The sequence below is a fragment of the Janthinobacterium sp. SUN073 genome, assembly GCF_030397665.1.
In the GTDB taxonomy this organism is placed as follows: domain Bacteria; phylum Pseudomonadota; class Gammaproteobacteria; order Burkholderiales; family Burkholderiaceae_D; genus Janthinobacterium.
Genome location: NZ_JAPUBT010000002.1, coordinates 405,778 through 426,116, shown reverse-complemented (window position 1 = coordinate 426,116; position 20,339 = coordinate 405,778). Strand labels below are relative to the sequence as shown.

Annotated in this window: 12 protein-coding genes; 11 read left to right on the top strand and 1 reads right to left on the bottom strand. The window is 61.2% G+C overall.

Features of this window, described 5'->3' with window-relative positions; genetic code table 11:
• The first annotated feature begins 113 nt into the window (after positions 1-113).
• From O0882_RS09880 to O0882_RS09830, 11 genes are all read left to right on the top strand, one after another.
• Positions 114-614, top strand: coding sequence for a sigma-70 family RNA polymerase sigma factor (locus O0882_RS09880; protein WP_289947759.1), 501 nt, complete (start codon positions 114-116; stop codon positions 612-614).
• On the top strand, positions 611-1,579 hold the full coding sequence (locus O0882_RS09875; protein ID WP_289947479.1) for a FecR family protein: 969 nt from the start codon (positions 611-613) through the stop codon (positions 1,577-1,579). Before O0882_RS09880 ends, O0882_RS09875 begins: the two co-directional genes overlap by 4 nt.
• A gap of 221 nt (positions 1,580-1,800) precedes the next feature.
• The gene (locus O0882_RS09870) at positions 1,801-4,263 is read left to right on the top strand and encodes a TonB-dependent receptor (protein WP_289947478.1); all 2,463 of its coding nucleotides are present in this window, start codon (positions 1,801-1,803) and stop codon (positions 4,261-4,263) included.
• A 75-nt stretch (positions 4,264-4,338) separates the two neighbouring features.
• Positions 4,339-4,707, top strand: coding sequence for a hypothetical protein (locus O0882_RS09865; RefSeq protein WP_289947476.1), 369 nt, complete (start codon positions 4,339-4,341; stop codon positions 4,705-4,707).
• Positions 4,704-5,360: a hypothetical protein gene (locus O0882_RS09860; protein ID WP_289947474.1), complete on the top strand. Its 657-nt coding sequence runs from the start codon at positions 4,704-4,706 to the stop codon at positions 5,358-5,360. Before O0882_RS09865 ends, O0882_RS09860 begins: the two co-directional genes overlap by 4 nt.
• Before the next feature lie 356 nt (positions 5,361-5,716).
• A complete protein-coding gene (locus O0882_RS09855; RefSeq protein ID WP_289947473.1) occupies positions 5,717-9,430 on the top strand; it encodes a PAS domain S-box protein in 3,714 nt (1,237 codons plus the stop codon).
• Between the two features lie 13 nt (positions 9,431-9,443).
• The gene (locus O0882_RS09850) at positions 9,444-10,439 is read left to right on the top strand and encodes an HD domain-containing phosphohydrolase (RefSeq protein WP_289947472.1); all 996 of its coding nucleotides are present in this window, start codon (positions 9,444-9,446) and stop codon (positions 10,437-10,439) included.
• Between the two features lie 401 nt (positions 10,440-10,840).
• Entirely contained in the window at positions 10,841-13,231 is a 2,391-nt protein-coding gene (hsdR, locus tag O0882_RS09845) for an EcoAI/FtnUII family type I restriction enzme subunit R (RefSeq protein ID WP_289947470.1), read from the top strand.
• 29 nt (positions 13,232-13,260) lie between these two features.
• Entirely contained in the window at positions 13,261-14,736 is a 1,476-nt protein-coding gene (locus O0882_RS09840; protein WP_289947467.1) for a class I SAM-dependent DNA methyltransferase, read from the top strand.
• A complete protein-coding gene (locus O0882_RS09835; protein ID WP_289947465.1) occupies positions 14,733-16,472 on the top strand; it encodes a restriction endonuclease subunit S in 1,740 nt (579 codons plus the stop codon). The genes O0882_RS09840 and O0882_RS09835 overlap by 4 nt, the downstream gene beginning before the upstream one ends.
• Before the next feature lie 19 nt (positions 16,473-16,491).
• The gene (locus O0882_RS09830; RefSeq protein WP_289947464.1) at positions 16,492-18,330 is read left to right on the top strand and encodes a hypothetical protein; all 1,839 of its coding nucleotides are present in this window, start codon (positions 16,492-16,494) and stop codon (positions 18,328-18,330) included.
• 134 nt (positions 18,331-18,464) lie between these two features.
• On the opposite strand, the gene O0882_RS09825 is transcribed toward O0882_RS09830, so the two are convergent.
• Positions 18,465-20,324, bottom strand: a complete 1,860-nt coding sequence (locus tag O0882_RS09825) for an alpha/beta fold hydrolase (protein ID WP_289947462.1) — start codon at positions 20,322-20,324, stop codon at positions 18,465-18,467.
• Positions 20,325-20,339 lie beyond the last annotated feature (15 nt).

The window sequence follows — 20,339 nt, the reverse complement described above, 5'->3', positions numbered from 1 at the left end:
CGGGCGCGCAGTGTTTGCGATAATGAGAATTATTCTCAGTTGGGTGGCGTGTTCCACCCGGCTATCGCAAACCCTCCACCTTGCCGCTTGCAGCGCAGGAGTCCCTAGTGAACATGGCGCAATCCGGCGAATCGATCGCCGTCATTTACAGCAATCACCACGGCTGGCTGATGCGCTGGCTGCGCGCCAAGCTGCAGTGCGCCGACCATGCGGCCGACCTGGCGCAGGATACCTTCGTACGGCTGCTGACGGCGCCGCCGGAAGGCCGGCAGACCTTGCGCGAACCGCGCGCCTACCTGACCACCGTGGCGCAGCGCTTGCTGATTGACCATTACCGGCGCCTGTCGCTGGAGCAGGCGTGGCTGGAAACCCTGGCGCAGCAGCCCGATCTGCTGATGCAGTCTCCTGAAGAGCGCTTGCTGGTACTGGAGGCCTTGCAGCGTATCGATGCCATGCTCGACGGCTTGCCGCCGCTGGTGCGCAACGCCTTCCTGCTGGCGCATGTCGACGGCCTTGCTTACGGGGAAATTGCGCGGTGCCTGGCCGTGAGCGAGCGCAGCATCAAGCGCTACATGGTGCAGGCGTTCGAGCGCTGCATCCTCTTGATCTTGTGAATGCCGCGATCGACCCACGCGCCGCCCGCGCGGCGGCGCAATGGCTGGTGCGCCTGCACGGCGGCGCCTTGACCCCTGGCGAGCAGCAAGCGTTCCAGGCCTGGCGCGCCAGCGATCCCGCGCACGCAGCGGCCTGGCAGCGAGCCGAGCTGGTGTGCGGCACCCTGGCCAGCGTGCCGCCCGCGCTGCGCCAGACGGCGGACGCGGCGCCGCAGTCGCCGCAGCGGCGTGCCGTGCTCTACGGTCTGGCCGGGCTGATCGCGGCCGGACCGGCGCTGTGGCTGGCCAGCCAGTCGGCCCCATGGCAGGTCTGGCGCGCCGCGATCCGCACGGCGCGCGGTGAGATCCGCCACATGACCTTGCCGGATGGCACGCAACTGGTGCTCAACACGGACACGGCCATCGACGTGCACTTTGACGACGCGGCCCGGCTGGTGGTCTTGCATGGGGGCGAACTTCATGTTGCCACGGCGCACGACGGGGCTGTGCCCGCGCGCCCATTCCTCGTACGCAGCAGCAATGGCAGCATGCGCGCGCTGGGCACGCACTTCAGCGTGCGCCAGGGCAGCAGCGTGCTGGCGCCGCGCACGCAGGTGGCTGTCAGCGAAGGTGCCGTCGAGATCCGACCAGCGCAAGCGCCCGATACCGTGCGCAGGGTCAATGCGGGCCGGCAAGGCAGTTTCGATGATCGTGCCGTTTCCTCCCTGTCGCCGCTGACGCCGCATGCTGCCGGCTGGCTGCAGGGCGTGCTGATCGCCGAGCACATGCCGCTGGGCGAGGTGCTGGCCCAAGTGGCGCGCTATCGCTACGGTGTGCTGCACTGCGATCCGGCGCTGGCCGCCATGCCCGTGGACGGCATCTTCCAGCTGAACGACCCGGACAACATCCTGCTCTTGCTGCAGCGTTCCTTGCCGATCCGGCTGGCGCGCCGCACGCGCTACTGGATCAGTGTTGAGGCGGCTTGAGATTGTCGGCTTACGCGTGGCCTTGCCACGCCAAGCCGACCTACGCCTGTCGGGTATGGTAGGTCGGCTTAGCCCGCAGGGCGTAAGCCGACGTGCTCCAATTTACTTCTTGCCTGTCCCTTTTTGCGGATTGCTTCGTCATACAAGGTAGAGAACGAATAATCCGAACCATCGAAAGGGTCCACATGGCTTTGCAGTACCGCAGCTTGACAACAGCACGCATGACGCTCCATCCCACCACCAGCGCCGTGCGCGCCGCGCTGGTCCTGCTCCTCGCCGTGGGCGCGGCGGCCGGCGCCGGTTTGCCGCAAATGGCGCTGGCCGCCGAGTCCAGCCCGGCCGCCAACCTGCGCGACTATCATATCCCCGCCGGCAACCTGCGCGATGCGCTGTCCACGTTTGCCATCGCCGCCGGCGTCAACCTGTCCACCCAGGACGTGGTGCTCGACGGCCTGGCGACGCCGGGCTTGCAAGGCCGCCATGGCGTCTCCGCCGGCCTGCAAAAACTGCTGCAAGGCAGTGGCCTCGAAGTGATTGAAAGCGGCAATGGCAATTACTTGTTGCGTAAAATCAGTAGCAGTACGGCCGATGGCGGTCTGGACAGCATGCCCGCCGTGGTCGTCAGCGCCGAGGCCGACCGCGCCACGGAAGGCACGGGACTCTATACGTCGAGGAATCTGTCGACGGCCACGGGCTTGAACCTGTCGCAGCGCCACACGCCGCAAACGGTCAGCGTGATTTCGCGCCAGCAAATGGAAGATTTCGACCTGACCACCTTGCAAGACGTGGCGCGCGCCACGCCCGGCCTGTATGGCAAGACGCAGGGCGTGTCCGACCAGGAAACCACGTATTTTGCGCGCGGTTTTGCCTTGAGCCACGTGAGTGTCGATGGCTTGCCGCTGGATGTGACGGGTTTCAATGAGCGCAATGTCTCGGCCGACATGCTGATGTACGACCGCGTGGAAGTGGTGCGCGGCGCCACCGGGCTGATGGAAGGGGCGGGCGCGCCGTCGGGCAGCATCAACATGATACGCAAGCGCCCCACGGCCACGCCCTTGCTGAACGCGTCTGCCCACCTGGGCAGCTGGAAGGACCGGCAACTGACGGTGGACGCCAGCAATGCGCTGAACGACTCGGGCGGCCTGCGCGGGCGCGTGGCGGCCAGCTGGCGCGACAGCGACAGCTTTGTCGATGTGGTCAACAATACCAATGGCACCGTGTATGCGATCGTCGAGGCGGACCTGACGCCGTCGACCACGGCAGGCATCGGTTTTTCGCGCCAGCACAGCCGCACCGACGGCGTGTTCGTCGGCTTGCCGACCTTGCCCGACGGCCGCCACATGGACTTGCCCCGCTCGACTTTCCTGAACAATGCCGACTCTTTCCAGAAGCGCGACAACAACGTCGTCTTCGCCGACCTGGAAACGCAGCTGGAGCAGGGCTGGCGCAGCCGCTTCGCCATCACGCATATCGATGCTTCGTCGAGCACGCGCAATACCACCAACAGCCGTGTCGAGGGCGAAACGTATCTGCTGGAACAGTCTGAAACGGGCTGGAAGTACAATACGCAACAAGTGGTGGCCGACTGGCGCTTGAGCGGCCCCGTCACCTGGTTCGGCCGCCAGCATGACGTCATCGTCGGCGCCAGCTACCGCCATGACGATTCGGACGCGCGCCAGAGCTGGGAAGGTGCGGAAAAGCGCGTGTTCGATCTGCGCCAGTGGAATCCCCGTGCCTACCCGATGCGCGGCGCGCCGTTCGAGCCCTACAACTGGGGCCGCAAGACGGATGAGAAGGGTATTTATGCGGCCGGCAACTTCAGCCTGGCCGATCCGCTGCGCATGGTGCTGGGCGGGCGCTTCGGCTGGTATGCGCAGGATGTCACGGGCTGGTATGCCACCAACCCGACGTGGCGCCGCGACCTGACGGAAAACGCCAAGTTTACGCCATACGCGGGTCTGGTCTACGACCTGGACGCGCATCATTCCGTGTATGCGAGCGGCACGCAGATCTTCCAGCCGCAAAGCGTGCTCGATGTCAAGGGCAATACCTTGCCGCCGTTGAGCGGCACCAACCTGGAAGTGGGCGTCAAGGGAGAATATTTTGGCGGCAGGCTCAATGCCAGCGGCGCCCTGTTCCGCATCAAGCAGAATAACCGCGCCATGGCCGACGAGCTCAATTGCCCCACGGGCGGCGCCATCTATTGCGCCCGCGCGGCCGGGCAGGTCAAAAGCGAAGGCGTCGACTTGCAGTTGTCGGGTTCGCCTCTGCCGGGCTGGCAGGTCGCGGGCGGCTACACCTATGTGCTGGCCAAGTACACGAAAGACAGCGTGGCGGCGAATATCGGCCAGCGCATCGCCACCGATGAGCCGAAGCAATTGTTCAAGCTGTACACGACTGTGCAACTGGGGGGCAGCCTGGCGCGGTGGAACCTGGGCGCCTCCGTGACTGCGCAGGACAAGATCTACCGCCGCGACAAGGCTTACCTGACGCAGCAGGGCGGCTACGCCATCGTCGGGCTGACGGCCGGCTACCGCCTGAGCGAGCAGGTGCAACTGCGCGTGAGTGTCGACAACGTGCTCGATCGCCGCTACTACCAGGGCCTCGGCTATGCCTGGTCGGGCGGGCTGGAGCGCTACGGCGCGCCGCGCAGCGTGCTGCTGTCCTTGAATTACAAGCTGTAGCCGTGGCGCCAGCGGAGCGCGCCCGGGCGGGCGCCTCTGCTACACTGCCGCCGTCTTCACTTTCACACTGCTCCCATGTCCGCCACGCCTGTCCTGACGCCCCTGAAAAGCGCTTTCCAGCAATCGCGCACCGAGAATAACATCGAGCTGATCCTGCCCGAACTGCTGGCCGCGCAATTGCACGTCGTCATCGGCGGACAAAGCGAGCGGATCGACCTGTTCCTCGTACCGTCGCCGAACCCGGAGCGCCAGTGCGTGACGGTGGCGGAAGACCCGGCTTTCCTGGCCGGCATCGCGTTTCCCAAGATTCCCGTCACGGGCGCGCAGCTGATCGCGTCGATTCCGCCCGGGATCGAGATCGTCCTCCTGCATGGCGATGGCGCCAATTACCTGACGCGCGAGCAACTGGCGTGGTTCCGCGGCATGCTGGCATCCAACGCGTGAGCGGCATTCCCGCCAGGCCTTGCAAGCCGGCGCGCGCCGAATGGATACGCTTTGCGCCGGCCGACGATACCAGCTCGCATGCGGCGATGATGGCCAATATGCGTCCCGTGCTGTGGCGCAGCGTGCTGCTGGGTGGCTGCGCCTTGTTCCTTGCCTTCATCGTGCAAGCCGTCTGGCGTGATGTGTCGTACGCGGGCGAGGCGGTGCTGCTGGGCCTGCCGGCGATGACCGCCTGGATCGTCGGCGTGCTTTTTCTGCCGGGCCCCGATCTGTCTTTTCATGTCGAGATCAATGACTCGGGCCTGTTGCTGCGCCGGCTGGCGCGGGGCTTGCCCGGCCATGACAAGGTGCTGCAACTGGCGCCGCAGCAGATACGCGCGTTCGAGGTGCTGACCTACGCGGGCCCGGTGGATGTCTACCGCGGCGGGCCGCCGATGGCGCGCGTGGAGCTGCTGCTGCACACGACCCTCAAGGACTGCCCGCTGATCCGCGTGGTAGGCCTGGATTTGCCCGTGCCGCAGCGCTGGTCGTTGCGGCAGATCAAGGACGAGCTGAGCCGCCGTTGTACGCTGGCCGGTATTCCCGTGGCCGTGCGGGCCGGTCCCTCCCATCAGTCATCTGCCGCGATACGCGCGCAGTGGCCGCCCGCCTGAGCGGCGGGCCGCTGTCGCATCAGGGCCGCAGAACATTGCCTTTCTTGCCATGATATTGTTGAAGTCCTATGAATATTTTCTCAAAGCAACTATACTCATGGCTCTCTAAAAAATCATCGTCACGCTGGCGGCCAGCTATCCGCGCCAGAGTTCGTACGTATTCCGCTTGTTCTCTCTGAACGGGCACCTTTCCCCCGCGCGGCAGGCGTGGGCGTGATGACCGAGCCTTGCCCTGGTCGATTGCTGCCGTTGTCATTTTCGCTGTGTTGCCGCTTTACCAAAAAGCCTGGCACCGGCGTGCGGTGCGCCGTCATGTTTTGCGACGTCACGTTTCACTCTATGTAGTTCACGACAGTATGCTGAGTTCCATCTTTGCCGTATCGACCGATACCGTGCCGTATATCTACGGCACGCACGATGCCTGGCTGGTATTGTTTTCCATCGGCATCGCCATCTTTGCCTCGTTCATGGCCCTGCAGATCGCCGGCATGGCGCGCAGCAGCGAGCGGGGCTTCCAGCGCCAGACGGCCATCATCACGGGCGCCATCGCGCTGGGCGGCGGCATCTGGTCGATGCACTTCATCGGCATGCTGGCTTTTGATATCTGCACGCGCGTGTCCTTCGAACCCGGTCTGACGCTACTGTCGATGCTGCCCGGCGTGGCCGCGTCGTGGGTGGCGTTGCACTTGCTGGCGCGTCCGCGCATCAGCTGGCGCCAACTGGTGGTGGGCGGCGTGCTGGTGGGGCTGGGCATCGGCTCCATGCATTACAGCGGCATGGCCGCCATGCAAACTTCGCTGACCCTGCACTACCAGCCGTGGCTGTTTGCCTTGTCGCTGCTGGTGGCCGTCACCATGGCCATGCTGGCGCTGTGGATACGCTTCGGCCTGAGCGCCATGCGCCAGCGCCTCAGTCCGCTGACGGCGCTGCTGGTCAGCAGCGTGGTGATGGGCCTGGCCATTTCAGGCATGCATTACACGGGCATGCTGGCGGCGCGCTTTTCCGGCACGCCCACGGCAGGCGAGAACACGATCACGGTGCAAGCCTCGTTCGTGGCCCTGGCCGTGGCCCTGATCACCGTCACCCTGACCGTCTTCGTGGCCGCCGCGAACGGCTTGCTGCGCTACCGCCAGTTGCTGCGCCATGCCAGCGCCAGCGAGTCGCGCCTGCGCGCCATCGTCGATACGGCGGCCGATGGCCTGATCACCATCGATGGCCAGGGCAAAGTGCGCTCCTTCAATCCCGCCGCGGAAAGCCTGTTTGGCTGGTCCGAAGCGCAGATCGTGGGGCGCGACGCCAGCGTGCTGCTGCAAGCAGCCGATGCGGCCGCGTACGAGGGCTATTTGCGCGACTACCTGGAAACGGGCGCCTCGCGCATCCTCGACAGCGGGCGCGAACTCGATGGCTGCCACAAGGATGGCGCCGTGCTGCCCATGCGCGTGGCGATCGGCAAGATCGACACGCCGGGCCAGCCCCTGTTCGTGGCGTTTGTCACGGACATGCGCTCGTCGCGCAGCATGGAGCAGGCGCTGAAGGACAGCGAGCGCCAGTACCGCACCCTGATCCGCAACATCCCCGGCGTGTCCTTCCACTGCAGCTTCGCGCCCGAATGGAAGATGATCTTCATCAGCGACGCCGTCTTCAACCTGACGGGCTGGATGCCGCAGGACTTCATCGAAGGGCGGGTCAGGCTGTTCGAGCTCGTGCATCCGGACGACCGCCAGCGCGTCAACGACACCTGCGTGCAGGCGGCCGGCGAACGGCGCGACTTCGAGAACGTCTACCGCGTGATTCACCGCGACGGGCGCGAGCGCTGGGTGCGCGAAAGCAGCGGCCCCGTGCTCGACAACGATGGCGTGGTGCGCTGGATCGACGGCGTCATCCTCGACATCACGGAAAGCGAATTGCGCAACGCCGAATACGAAGGCAAGGTGACAGCCATCTCGCGCGCGACGGCCGTCATCGAGTTCGACCTGCAGGGACGCATCCTGGAAGCGAACCAGAACTTCCTCGACCTGGTCGGCTACCGGCTCGAAGACGTGCTGGGTCTGCACCACAGCATCTTCTGCGAACCGGCGTATGTCACTTCGCCCGACTACATCGCGTTCTGGCAGCAGCTGGCGCAGGGCGAATTCAATACGGGCGAGTACAAGCGCATCGACAAGCATGGCCGGGAAGTGTGGATACAGGCTTCGTACAACCCGATCTTCAACGCGGACGGCAAGCCGTTCAAGGTGGTCAAGCTGGCCACCGACGTGAGCGAGCGGCGCGCCATGCAGGAAAACCTGCGCGCGGCAAAAGACCGCGCCGAGCTGGCCGCCGAATCGAAAACCAGCTTCCTGGCCAACATGAGCCATGAAATCCGCACGCCGATGAACGCCATCATCGGCTTTACGGAAGTGCTGCTGGGGACCGCCCTGGACAGCCTGCAGCGCCGCCACCTGGGCACGGTGCGCCAGTCGGCCCGTTCGCTGCTCGAGCTGCTCAACGACATCCTCGACACGGCCAAGCTGGAAAAAGGCGCCACCGAGCTGGAACTGGTGGACTTTTCGCTGCCGGACCTGGTCGACCATGTGGCGGCCTCCCTGCGCATCACGGCGCAGGCGCGCGACCTGGTGCTGCACGTCGACGTCGATCCTGGCATGGGCCAGTTCTTCCTGGGCGACGCGCGCCGGCTGCAGCAGGTGCTGACGAATTTGATCGGCAACGCCGTCAAGTTCACGGAAGTGGGCCACGTGCGCGTGGCCGTCGCCATGCAGGGCGAGCAGGTGCATATCGCCGTGCACGACACGGGCATCGGCATCCCCGCCGACCGCCTGGACAAGATCTTTGCCCCGTTTACGCAAGCCGATTCTTCCATGAGTCGCCGCTTTGGCGGCACGGGCCTGGGCACGACGATTTCGCTGCAGCTGGTCGAACTGATGGGGGGCACCATCACGGTGGAAAGCACCCTGGGCGTGGGCAGCGTGTTCCATGTATTGCTGCCACTGGCGCCGGGCAAGGCCGTGGCGCGCCGCAGCGAACAGCCCGTGGTGGCCTTGCCGCCGCTGCGCATCCTGGTGGCCGACGACGTGCCGCAGAACGTGGAACTGCTGCAGATCAGCCTGGGCGCTGCCGGCCACCAGGTGATCGCCGCCAGCGATGGCGAGAGCGCCGTGCGCGAGTTCAGCCGTGGCAGCTTCGACATCGTCCTGATGGACGTGCAGATGCCGCGCATGGATGGCCTGGAAGCGACACGCCTGATCCGCGTGTACGAGCGCGAACAGGGCTTGAAGGCGACGCCCATCATCGCCCTGACGGCCAGCGTACTGGAGCAGGACCGGCGCGCCGCGCAGACGGCGGGCATGAACGGTTTTGCCTCGAAGCCGCTGGAAATGCACAAGCTGACGGCGGAAATCGCCCGCCTGCTCGATATCGCCGTGGCCATGCCGCCGCCGGCGGCCGGCTCGGCGGCGCGTGCGGCCGCAGGTCAGGTGGACTGGCAGCGCGGCATCGCCCTGTGGGGCGGTCGCGAGACCCTGCATCGGGCCATCGCGCGCTTCGTGCAGGCCAATGGCGATTGCGCCGCCATGCTGGCGGCGGAACTGGAACGTGGCGATGGCAGCGTGGCGGGCCACCTGCTGCACCGTATCAAGGGCGCGGCGGGCAACCTGTGCCTGGTGCAGGTCGAAAGTCTGCTGGGACGCATCGAGCAAGCCATCGCGCGCCAGTTGCCGGCCACCGAATTGCTGGTACAACTGGCGGCCGCCTTCATGGCGCTCGCCGGCGAGCTGGAGGAGGGTGCGATGGCGACCCCGGCGCATGCCAATGCAACGCCTGATGCCGCCGCACCCCTCGATGCATCCGCCGCTGGCGCCTTGCTGCGGCAAGCCATCGTCAGCCTGGACGGCGGACAGCTGGACGACGCCCTGATGGCGCGGATCGCCGCCATGCTGGCGCCGCACGGCCAGCAGCAGCGCCTGCAGGCGCTGGCCAGCGCCATCGACGATTTTGAATTTGCGCGCGCCGCGGACGTGCTGCGCCAGTTGCTGGCGTGGCTTGAGGCTCCCGCGCCGGCCGACCTTTCCTGATATTGGGCTAACGATGACCTTACACGAAGACAAACCGATCCTGCTGCTGGTGGACGACGAAGCGACGAATCTGCAGGTGCTGCGGCAAATTTTGCAGGATGATTATCGCCTGCTGTATGCCAAGGATGGCGAGAAGGCGCTGGAACTGGCGCAGAACAATCCCGTCGAACTGATCCTGCTCGACATCATGATGCCCGCCATGACGGGCTACGAAGTGTGCCGCCAGCTGAAAGCCATGCCGGCCACCGCGTCCATCCCCGTGATCTTCGTCACAGCCCTGTGCGACGTGAAGGACGAGGCGGACGGCTTTGACGCCGGCGCCGTCGACTACATCACCAAGCCCGTCAGCCCGTCCATCGTGCGCGCCCGCGTGCGCACGCATTTGTCGCTGGTCGATGCCGAGGAATTGCGCCGCTCGCGCCTGCAGGTGATCCAGACCCTGGGCCAGGCCGCCGAATACAAGGACAACGAGACGGGCATGCACGTCATCCGCATGAGCTATTACGCGCGCCAGTTGGCGCTGGCGGCCGGCTACAGCGCGGCCAGGGCGGAAGATTTATTGAATGCGGCGCCCATGCACGACGTGGGCAAGATCGGCATCCCCGACGCCATCCTGCAAAAGCCGGGCAAGCTCGATGCGGACGAATGGAGCGTCATGCGCCGCCATGCGGAAATCGGCGCGGCCATCATCGGCGAGCATGCGGGAGGCCTGCTGAAAATGGCGCGCATCATCGCCCTGACGCACCACGAGAAATGGGATGGCAGCGGCTATCCGCAAGGCTTGCAAGGCGAGGAAATCCCCCACGAAGGCCGCATCGTCGCCATCGCCGACGTCTTCGACGCGCTCACCAGCGAGCGCCCCTACAAGCGCGCCTGGACGGTCGAAGAAGCCATCGCCACCATGCAGCGCGACAGCGGCACGCACTTCGATCCGACCCTGCTGGCGCTGTTCATCGAACAGCTGCCAGCCATGCTGGAGATCAAGGACAAGTGGCGCGAGCCGGTGTGATGCTGGGAGTGCGCCAGATACCCTGAGAATGTCGGCCAAACTGACGGAGACGGTGTCCGTAGAACTTCGAAGGTAGATAGCAAGGAAAATGCCTTCTTGCCATCTACCTTTTTGCATCGTGCCTTTGAATTTCTCTGAAATCATACCGGGCACAATTACATTTCCTGCGCCAGTCGGCCCTACATGCCCCGGCAGGAGTGTCTTATCCATTAGAAAAAATTGGCAATCACTTAACTGACTGTTAAAGTGTTGCGTGCTTGCCCTATGCCGGACGCGGCGGGCCATTCCGCCAACGATATTGGCCGCTTGCACAAGGCACCTACGCCCGCATATGAGCTTTCCACTACCCTGCATGCGTGCCAGCGCCGGGTACCAGCAATGAGATGAAGGATAAGGCCAAAATGGAAAAGAAACAGCTTTCGGAACGCGACATCTGCAGCAAGTACATCACGCCGGCCATCATTGATGCAGGCTGGGATTTGCATAGCCAGATTCGCGAAGAAGTGTTTTTCACCAAAGGCCGCGTCATCGTGCGAGGCAAGCTGCACACCCGTGGCGAGCGCAAGTTCGCCGACTACGTGTTGTATTACAAGCCAAATATTGCGCTGGCGGTGATCGAAGCGAAGGAAAATGGCCACAGCGTCGGCGCCGGCATGCAGCAGGCATTGAACTATGCCGAATCACTGGGTGCGCCGTTTGTGTTCAGTTCCAACGGCGATGCTTTTTTGATGCACGACCGTACCGGGCTGCCTGGCAAAATCGAGCAAGAACTGGCGCTGGATGCTTTCCCGTCGCCAGATCAACTGTGGCAGCGTTATTGCCAGTGGAAGGGGCTGGAATCCGAGGCCGCGCGCCATGTCGTCGAGATGCCGTACTACGACGATGGCACCGGCCGCGCGCCGCGCTACTATCAGGCCAATGCGATCAATAACACGGTAGAGGCGGTTGCCAAGGGCCAGCAGCGTATCTTGCTGGTGATGGCGACCGGCACCGGCAAGACCTATACCGCGTTCCAGATTATCTGGCGTCTGTGGAAGTCTGGCGCAAAGAAGCGCATCCTGTTCCTGGCTGACCGAAATATCTTGGTGGACCAGACCAAGAACAACGATTTCAAGCCGTTCGGCGGCAAGATGACCAAGATCAGCAAGCGCAAGATCGACCCCAGTTATGAAATCTATCTTTCGCTCTATCAGGCGGTCACCGGCAGCGATGACGAGCAGGATATCTACAAGCAGTTTTCTCCCGAGTTTTTCGACCTGATCGTGATCGACGAATGCCATCGCGGCAGTGCTGCGGAAGACTCCGCGTGGCGCGAAATTCTGGCCTATTTTTCTTCCGCCACGCATGTCGGCTTGACCGCTACGCCGAAGGAAACGAAGGATGTTTCCAGCATCTATTATTTTGGTGATCCGGTCTACACCTACACGCTCAGGCAAGGCATCGAGGATGGTTTCCTGGCGCCATACAAGGTCGTGCGCATCGACATCGACAAGGACGTGCAGGGCTGGCGTCCCAGCAAGGGCCAGACAGACAAGACCGGTCAGCTGATTGAAGACCGCGTGTACAACCAGATCGACATGGACCGCACCTTGGTGCTGGAAAAGCGCACGGAGCTGGTGGCCAAAAAGATCACCGAATTCTTGGTCGCTACCGACCCGTATGCCAAAACCATTGTGTTTTGTGATGATATTGACCATGCCGAGCGCATGCGCCAGGCGCTGGTCAATCTGAATCCCGAACGCGTTTTGCAAAACCGTAAGTATGTGATGCGCATTACCGGGGATGAGCAGGAGGGCAAAGCTGAGCTGGACAACTTCATCAACCCGGAACAGCCTTACCCGGTGATTGCCACCACCTCCAAGCTGATGACGACGGGTGTGGATGCGCAGACCTGCAAGTTGATTGTCCTCGACCAGCACATCAAGTCGATTACCGAGTTCAAGCAGATCATCGGACGGGGCACCCGCATCAACGAGGACTACGACAAATACTGGTTCACCATCATGGATTTCAAAAAAGCGACCGAGTTGTTTGCCGACCCGGCGTTCGATGGCGACCCGGTCATGATTTATGCGCCGAAAGGCGACGAATCGCCGGTGCCGCCAGACGAAGTGCCAGAAGTCATCTTCGACGAGGACGGTAATCCCATTCCAGCCGGTGATCCGCTTGGCGATGACAGCGGCGACTTTGGCGGTGACAGTGACAGCCTTGGTGGTGACCGCCCCGGTCCCGGGCGTGTAAAATACGTGCTCGGCGATGTGACGGTGTATGTCGTTGCCGAACGCATCCAGTATTACGGGCCAGAAGGCAAGCTGATTACTGAATCTCTGAAGGATTACACGCGAAACACGGTGCTCAAGGATTATGCCTCGCTTGACCAATTCCTGCTGCGTTGGACGGGCAGCGAGCGCAAGGCCGCCATCCTCGCTGAACTGGAGCAGCACGGTGTGTTTTTCGAGGCACTGGCTGACGAAGTGGGCAAGGATTTCGACGCCTTCGATCTGATCTGCCACGTCGCTTTCGACCAGCCGCCGCTGACCCGCCGCGAGCGCGCCGACAACGTAAAAAAACGCAATTACTTCGCCAATTACGGTGAACAGGCGCGCCGCGTTCTCGAAACGTTGCTGGAAAAATATGCCGACACCGGCATCAGGAATATCGAAGACATCAAGATATTGACGCTGGACCCGTTCAAGAACATGGGCACGGCCAGCGAACTGGTGTCAGCCTTCGGCGGCAAGACAGGCTACATTGCCGCCCTTGATGAATTAAAAACCCGGCTCTATGCCTGAAACAAACTAATAGAAAAGCATCACGAATTATGAGTATTTCTTCCACCATCAAATCGATCCAGGACACCATGCGCAAGGATGTCGGCGTCGATGGTGATGCGCAGCGCCTGAGCCAGCTGGTCTGGATGCTGTTCCTGAAAATCTTCGATGACCGCGAAAGCGAATGGGAGTTGCTGCAAGATAATTACAAGTCGCCATTGCCGGAGCGATATCGCTGGCGCAACTGGGCTGCCGATGCCGAGGGCATGACGGGCGACGAGTTGAAGCAGTTTCTCGACAATGAGCTGTTCCCGAACCTGCAACAACTTCAAGCCAAGGGCAACGACCAGCGCGCTCATGTGGTCCGCTCGGTATTCGAGGACGCCTACAATTACATGAAGTCGGGCCAGCTGATCCGGCAAGTGATCAACAAGATCCAGGAAGGCATCGACTTCAACAAGGCGCAGGAGCGCCACTTGTTTGGCGACATGTACGAGCAATTGCTGCGCGATCTGCAGGCAGCGGGCAATGCCGGCGAGTTCTACACACCGCGCGCCGTGACAGAATTCATGGTACGCATGGTCAACCCGCGCCTGGGTGAAAAAGTGATGGACCCGGCCTGCGGCACCGGCGGCTTCCTGACTTGCTCCATCGAGCACATCCGCAAGCACGATGTGAAGACAGTCGATGACGAAGCGCAACTGCAAGCGGCCATATTCGGTATCGAAAAAAAGCCGATGCCGCATTTGCTGTGCACCACCAACATGATCTTGCATGGCATCGACGTGCCCAGCAATATCCGCCACGACAACACCTTGGCGCGCCCGCTGATCAGCTGGGGGCCAAAGGAGCGGGTCGATGTCGTCGTCACCAATCCACCATTTGGCGGCATGGAAGAAGATGGCATCGAAACCAACTTTCCGGCGACTTTCCGCACCCGCGAGACGGCCGACCTGTTCCTGGTGCTGATCATGCAGATGCTCAAAAACGGCGGACGTGCGGCACTGGTGCTGCCGGACGGCTTCCTGTTCGGCGAAGGCATCAAGACCCGCATCAAGGAAAAGCTGCTCGAAGAATGCAACCTGCACACCATCGTGCGCCTGCCCAATGGCGTGTTCGCGCCGTACACCGGCATCAAGACCAATCTGCTATTTTTTAGCAAGGGCACGCCGACGACCGATATCTGGTTCTACGAACACCCGTACCCGCCGGGCGTCAAAAGCTACAACAAGACCAAGCCGATGCGTATCGAAGAATTCGACGTCGAAGCCGCATGGTGGGGCAGCGAAGCCGACCGTTTTGCCACCCGGGTCGAAAACGAACAGGCGTGGAAAATCAGCGTAGCTGACATCAAGGCACGCAACTACAACCTCGACTGCAAGAACCCGCACGTCGGCGAGCAGGAAATCCACGACCCCGAGGTGTTGCTGGCCCAGTATAGCGCGATGCAAGCCCACATCGCCGCGCTACGCGCAACATTGAAAGACGTGCTGGCCGAAGCGCTGCAGCGCGGTGAGCCGGCATGAATCAGATCCAGCAACTATTGACCGAGAACATCGGCTTGTGGACCGGCGCCGACACTGCCAAGAAAACGGGACGCGGTCGCGCTTCCGGTAGTGCTGGCACCGTGTATGGCGTCAAGAAACTGCGCGAACTGATACTGGAACTGGCCGTTCGCGGCAAGCTGGTGGCGCAAAATTTTCACGATGAATCTGCCAGTGAATTGCTGAAGAAAATACGGATTGAAAAAGCCAGACTGATAGCCGAAGGAAAGATCAAGAAAGATAAAGCAGCGGCATCAATCACAGAGGAAGAGTCTCCGTTCCCTTTGCCCCATGGATGGGAATGGGCAAGAATCAATGATTTCGTTTTAAGTATTATCAGTGGTGGTACGCCAAGTAAAAATAATTCAGAATTTTGGAACGGTGAAATTCCTTGGGCGAGTGTTAAAGATTTAAACGTGGAAAAATTTCTTGAATCAACTCAAGATTTCATTACAAAAAAAGGACTGGACGCCGGAAGTAAACTTGCCGAAAAGGGAAGTTTGTTAATATGCACAAGAATGGGATTGGGGAAAATAGCAATAGCAGCTGTTGACGTGGCAATAAATCAAGACCTTAAAGCTCTAAAACTCACTTCATTTTTCAATGTTGATTATTTTGTAAATTTTTATAGAACGTTAAAAATCACTGGTAGTGGAATGACGGTTGCAGGTATTCGACAAGATGAATTATTGGGCTATTACGTGCCAACTCCGCCATTTGCCGAACAACATCGCATCGTCGCCAAGATTGATGAATTGATGGCGCTGTGTGACCAACTGGAAGCCGGCTATACGGATGCCGCAGTTGCCCACGAGAAGCTCGTCAGTCACCTGCTGGCCACGCTGACCGCATCACAAGACAGCGTTGACTTCAGTGCAGCCTGGCAACGCATCGCCGCACATTTCGACATGTTGTTCACGAGCGAAGCCAGCATCGATGCGTTGAAGCAAACGCTGCTGCAACTGGCGGTGATGGGCAGGCTGGTGCCGCAAGACCCAAGCGACGAACCGGCTAGCGCTTTGCTTGAGCGCATACAGGTTGAAAAGGCCAGGCTGGTTCTTGAAGGTAAGATCAAGAAGGAAAAACCACTGGCAGCGATAATCGATAATGAGAAACCATTTTCCTTGCCGCAGGGATGGGAGTGGGTAAGACTTCAATCTGTAATTGATCTTCGAGACGGAACTCATAGTTCACCAAAGGAGTCGGATGGATTTGATACATATCCTTTAGTTACGAGTAAAGATTTTATTAATGGCGGTATAAATTTCCATACTGCAAAAAAAATATCAAAATTAGATCATTTTGAAATTTCTAAAAGATCGTATGTTGAGAAATATGATATTTTGTTTTCCATGATTGGTGGGAATATCGGGAATCAAGTAATGGTTAACGATGATCGCCAATTTAGCATTAAAAATGTTGCACTATTTAAGTTTTATAATAAAAACCTTACTTTTCCATTTTTTATTAAAAAATATACCGAAAATCTTGCGTTAAATTTGCAGTCTACTGCTGTTGGTGGGGCGCAACCATTTATCGCATTAGGTATATTAAGAAATCTTGTAATGGCTTTGCCTTCGTTTGCGGAACAACATCGAATCGTTACCAAGGTCGATGAACTGATGGCGCTGTGCGATCAGATGAAAGCCCGGATCGCGGACGCCAGCGCCTTGCAGCGCAAGCTGGCCGACGTGATTGTGGCGCAAGCCGTCGCGTGACCGAAGAAGGGCGAGCGCGATGAAAAAGGAATTGTCATGGATGCGCCGCGTCCAGAAGCGAGCCATCGAAACCGGCGCAGCATGGTCTGACAAGGCGTCGCTCGCCCTGGGTGACGCGAAAAGCGGACTGAAGAAACTCGATGACAAGCACGCCATCACCGGCGAGTTGAAGAAGACGGGCGACACCATTGCCGCGCTGGCGCAACAAGTCGATAAGCGGCATGACATTTCCGGCAAGGCCGGCGTCGCGGTGCAAGCGGTCGCCGCCGCCACGCTACAGACAAAGGAAGCCACTCAGCGCATCGCGGAAGAGTCCGGCTTGAAGCGGCACCTGGGCACGCTCGGCGATGCAATCAGGACTCATGTGGCAGACCCTGCGGCGCAGTTGGTCAGGCAACATGAACTGGACAGGCATTTGCAATCAGTGGGCAAGCTGCTGGAGCAAAGCTACGGCGCGACCCGCAGTATCATCAAGCCATATTTTTCTGCCGCCAATGTCGATGAGCTGCTGCGCAATACCAGGAACGAACTCAATCATATTTCCGCCTGCATCATGCAAATCAGCGCGGGCGAAGCGGAAAAGGCGGCAGGGCAATTTGGCGCCGCCATCGTGTCGAAAATCACCGGCGTAGCGACGACGGGCGCCTTGCTGGCGCTGGTTGGCACTTTCGGCACGGCGGGTACCGGTACGGCGATCGCCAGCCTGTCGGGCGCGGCGGCGACTAATGCCACGTTGGCCTGGGTTGGCAGCCTGTTGGGTGGTGGCATGGCGGCAGGTGCGCTACTGACCGGAGGCCTGGGCATTATCGCCGGGCTAGGTGCCTACAAATTGCTCGGTTCCGAACGACGCACCTTTGAGAGCTTGCCTGATGTCGAGCAGCGCGTCGTGCAATCCTGCTGGTTCCTGATCGCCATGATCGATGATCTGTTGGCGGATGAAACGGGCCGCGTCGATGCCGATGTCGCAACCGGACTACTGAACAATACCTTGCTGCCCTTGCAAGCCCTGCTGATCGAGCATGCCGATGCCATTTGCGGCAATCTCGATGTCAAGCATGCCCTCGCGTTCAGGCAGCATGTGCTGGTGGACTACCAGCGCGTGGTGATCGACGGTTTCAGTCAATTTATCGAGCCTGGCAGCGCGGCCAAATCGCGTTCCTACGAATACGTGATCGGCGGCGTGTTCTATGCGCTGCTGACGCGCACCGCCGTCGATGGCAGCGTTGAAAGCGCGTTGGTGCTCGATGCGCTGCGGCGTTCCAGCGCAAGCCTGGACGGCGCTTCCGAAGCCGAACTGAGCGACTATCTCGACGGTTATGATGCCGACCAGTTGAAAGGCATCGCCAACAACATCAAGGGCATCTATCATGAGGTGCTGTGGGTTCGTCAGTACAACGATAAACACGAAGACAACTACGCCGCATTGTTTGGCGCGACCAATCATGCCGGCGCCGATATCGAGATAAAGTCGTTCGGCACGGATGAAGTTGTCGATACCATCCAGTTGAAAGCGACCGATAGCGCAGCCTATGTGAGGGAGCACGTGGAACGCTACCCGGATATCGACGTATTGGTCACCAATGAAACCGCCGAGCGCATGAGTGGAGTGCACTCCAGCGGCATAGACAACGTTGAAATTACAGGACAGGTCAATCATGACCTTGAAGCAGTCGCTGCCAACACTGTGGATGACCGTGTGCTCAATTCTGCCGAGTTGTCAGCCGCGATCAGTACCGGATATGAGTTGATCTCTATGCTGAATGGTAAAAAGGACTTTCCGCAAGCGGTGAGCGATACAGTGAAAAGGATCGGTACTGCGAGCGCTGCCACGGCCATTACTGCGTATCTGTTCAGCTAATTCTCACGATTGCGCTGCTCGATAAACACGGTATCTTGGAATGAAGCGAAGATGCTGCGCTAAATTTCCGTCGACTTCCTTCCTGGAGCATCAAAATGCTTTTTGCCCGGTGAGGCATCCGCCGCGACGGGTAGCTAATCCGGCAGACGCAAAATCCGCCGTATCTCCAGGATCGCCTGCGGGCTTTCCTGCACGCTGTGCCACGAAGGGATGACTTTTTCCGACAGCGCGCCGTCGAGGTGGGCGCTGGCGTAGGGCACCACGCCGTCGCTGGACTCGGCCAGGGGCAGGTCCGGCGTGTCGTTGCCCATGATGGAGTAGTAGCGCACTGTCGGGCTGATGGGCAGGTCCGCCACCAGGCGCACGAACGGGTCCTTGTCACTGAGGTTATCGATGCTGTTGGGGATGCGCAGCGGCTCGCTGCTGCCCGTGTCGAGCTGCGCCAGGCTGCCGGCGGCGTCCGACAGCTGCTCGAGCATGTTGATGGGCAGGGTGACGAGATTGGCGATCCAGCGCGCCACCTTGTGGTTGGCGAACGAGGTGCCGCGGTGCGGTGCGGCGATGAAGATGGCGCGGTTTACCTGCGGCATGGCCGTGAAATTGAGGTAGGGCGCCAGTCCGGCGCGTACTTTTTCCGCCTTCTTGCCCTTCAAATGGTATTCTTCCGTGATGGCGTCGAGCAGGGTGTTGCTGGCATCCGATACCATCAGGCGCGCCAGCACGCCGCCCATGCTGTGACCGATCAAGACCATGTCGTTCGCCGCGTCCGCCTTGGCCGAAGGGTCGAAATGCGCCAGGGTGGCGGCCAGCGCCTGGCGGATGGCCACGTTGTTGGCCGCCAGCGGCGCATTGCTGGGGTAGTACACCTGCCAGATCTGGTAGCGCCGGCGCAGCTGCTCGTCGCCCATCAGTTCATTCGCCACATTGATCCACGCTTCGGGACTGCTGGCCAGGCCGTGCAGCATGACGATGGTACGCTTGTTCGGGTCGTAGGGCTGCATCAGGTGCACCTGCGGGCGCGAGATGCCGTCGGCGCGGCCGAACAGGGTGCGCAGCGCCTGCACGCCGAAGCCGGAACGGGCCAGCCACAGGCCATAGCCGGCCGTGAAGTTGGCCGCCACGGGCAATTCCTGGCCCGCCATGCGCGTCGATTCGCTGCGCGTCGGGTCGACCAGCATCACCATCAACTGCTGTGTGGCCAATACCTCTTGCAGGCTGTTGCCGTCGAAGCGGATCAGCGCCGTGACGACGGGGAAGCGGGTTTCCTGGTAGGGCACATACTCGCCTTGCGATGCGCCTGGCCTGGGCATCACGGCAACCAGGTCGGCGCCGAAGCCGTCGCGCCGGTACACATTGCGCAGGCCGGAAAACGACAGCGAGGTGGCCGGCAGCAGTTCTTCGGGCAGGGTGCCGTCTTCGGGCAGGCGCAGGGCCGACAATTCGCTGTCGATCTGCCAGCCGGCGACGCGGATCACATGGCCGTCAGGGCGGTATTCGCCGCGGTGGCGGAACAGGTTGCCGACGGCCTTTTGCACGGCATAGTTATAGTAGTCGCGGATTTGCGTCTGGCGTTCCTCGAAGGCGCGCTGGCCCGGCGTGCGCGTCGTGTAGAACAGGTAGGCGTAGGCGTAGCGGGCCGATTCCAGCCAGGCGGCCAGCCGCTCGGCGCTGGCACGGCCGTCCTGTTTTTCTTCCGCCAGGGCGCTTTCCAGCCACAATTCGGACAGCGTCGCCAGGCGCTGCTCGTCGCTGAGCAGCTCGGAGCGGGCCAGGTCGGCGCGGCAGCTGCCCGTATTGGTTTCGCAGGCGGCGATGTCGCTGCCGATAATGCGCAGCACTTCGCTGGCCGCGGCGCTGAGTTTGCCCGTGGTGAGGATGTCGCCGCGCCGCTGCTGCAGGTAGTCGGCCGGGGAGATCGCGCTGACGGTGACGGCGGCGCAGCCGCTCAGCAGCGCCGCCGCGCACAGCAGGGCGCCCAGGCGCAGTCGCCGCATCAGCGTGGCCGGCAT

Coding starts and splice junctions, on each gene's coding strand:
- O0882_RS09880 (WP_289947759.1), top strand. CDS start 114: ATGGCGCAATCCGGCGAATCGATCGCCGTCATTTACAGCAATCACCAC.
- O0882_RS09825 (WP_289947462.1), bottom strand. CDS start 20,324: ATGCGGCGACTGCGCCTGGGCGCCCTGCTGTGCGCGGCGGCGCTGCTG.
- O0882_RS09835 (WP_289947465.1), top strand. CDS start 14,733: ATGAATCAGATCCAGCAACTATTGACCGAGAACATCGGCTTGTGGACC.
- O0882_RS09870 (WP_289947478.1), top strand. CDS start 1,801: ATGACGCTCCATCCCACCACCAGCGCCGTGCGCGCCGCGCTGGTCCTG.
- O0882_RS09830 (WP_289947464.1), top strand. CDS start 16,492: ATGAAAAAGGAATTGTCATGGATGCGCCGCGTCCAGAAGCGAGCCATC.
- O0882_RS09840 (WP_289947467.1), top strand. CDS start 13,261: ATGAGTATTTCTTCCACCATCAAATCGATCCAGGACACCATGCGCAAG.
- O0882_RS09855 (WP_289947473.1), top strand. CDS start 5,717: ATGCTGAGTTCCATCTTTGCCGTATCGACCGATACCGTGCCGTATATC.
- O0882_RS09865 (WP_289947476.1), top strand. CDS start 4,339: ATGTCCGCCACGCCTGTCCTGACGCCCCTGAAAAGCGCTTTCCAGCAA.
- hsdR (WP_289947470.1), top strand. CDS start 10,841: ATGGAAAAGAAACAGCTTTCGGAACGCGACATCTGCAGCAAGTACATC.
- O0882_RS09850 (WP_289947472.1), top strand. CDS start 9,444: ATGACCTTACACGAAGACAAACCGATCCTGCTGCTGGTGGACGACGAA.